The organism is Bradyrhizobium sp. Leo78, from assembly GCF_059512425.1.
Genome location: NZ_JCAMOT010000147.1, coordinates 1 through 1,211, shown reverse-complemented (window position 1 = coordinate 1,211; position 1,211 = coordinate 1). Strand labels below are relative to the sequence as shown.

The window sequence follows — 1,211 nt, the reverse complement described above, 5'->3', positions numbered from 1 at the left end:
CTGAAGTGCACCCTTATCGTGAGACACGATAATCAGGGACAGGTGCCCGCCGCTTGAGGCGGCAGGGCGGGTTGATGGGTTACGGCCAGGTTGCGGGGCTGCTGCGCAGCAGCCCCGCAACCTGGTAAATTTGCTTCGAACTCGGCTGGCGGCTGGTAAGCCAGGGCCGAGTGCAGCCGTTGGCGATTGTACACCTCCTCGATGAAGGCGCCGATCGCATTTCTGGCATGCGGCGCATCGCGGTAGGTCTGGCCGTTGACCTCCTCTTGCTTGAGGGTCTTCATGAAGCTCTCCGCCTTGGCATTGTCGTAGGGATTGCCGACCCGGCTCATGCTGGGAGCAATGTCGTGCTGCCGGAGGAGCTCGGTGTAGTCGCCGCAGGCGTATTGGATGCCGCGATCGGAGTGGTGGATCAGGCTGCCAGGCGTGGGTTGGCGCGCCGCCAGCGCCATCGAGAGCGCGGTGACCGCCAGACGCGCCTCCAGGTGCGTCTCCAGGGCCCAGCCGACCACCCGCCGGCTGAAGGCGTCGAGCACGATGGCGAGATAGGCGAACTCCTCCTGCAGACGGATGTAGGTGATGTCCGCCACCCAGAGCTGGTCGAGGCCATCAGGCACCATGGCGCGGGCCAGGTTCGATACCACGTGCCACGGGTGGCGCGAGTCCGTCGTGACAGGCACGAACGGCCGCTGCCGCAAGCACAGCAGATTATCCTGCTGCATCAGGCGCAGCACGCGTTTGCGGTTCACCGCAAAGCCCTCGCGGCGCAACTGCGCGGCGATCCGGCGATAGCCGTAATGCCTGTAGGCAAGCGCCAGCCGCTGGATCGCGTCTCGCACGGCGGTTTCTTCGGCACGTGGGGCGGAAGCCGCCCAATGCCGATAATAGCCGGCCCGGCTGACGCCAGCCAATCGGCACATCCGTTCGATCGTCAGCTCGCCTTGCCGCGGGGAGGTCGTCATCGCTTGGATGACCGCGTAGACCCCGTCACGCCAGGCCCGCTGCTCGGCCGGCGTGCTTCCTTGACCCGCCGCAAGGCTTGCCGAAAAAAATCCAGTTCAATCTGCTGCTGGCCGATCTTGCGCTCAAGTTCGGCAATGCGCTCGGGCGCGCCACGGTCGGCCGCCGCAACATCACGCGCCCGCGCCCTCACGCTCGGTGCAACCGCATCGCTCTTGCGCGGACGCCCCAACGGCCGCAGCGCCTCCGCC

General features: G+C 66.4%; 1 protein-coding gene and 1 pseudogene. Both read right to left on the bottom strand.

What is annotated here, in order from left to right; genetic code table 11:
• Nucleotides 1-32: 32 nt before the first annotated feature.
• Nucleotides 33-962, bottom strand: a complete 930-nt coding sequence (locus AC5ZG1_RS43955; protein ID WP_456647252.1) for an IS3 family transposase — start codon at nucleotides 960-962, stop codon at nucleotides 33-35.
• A pseudogene (locus AC5ZG1_RS43950) lies at nucleotides 959-1,211 on the bottom strand (helix-turn-helix domain-containing protein); the annotation flags it as partial. The pseudogene AC5ZG1_RS43950 and the gene AC5ZG1_RS43955, both read right to left, overlap by 4 nt.

What these genes read in the sequence shown, in the direction of transcription:
- AC5ZG1_RS43955 (WP_456647252.1), bottom strand. Translation starts at nt 962, where the DNA reads ATGACGACCTCCCCGCGGCAAGGCGAGCTGACGATCGAACGGATGTGC.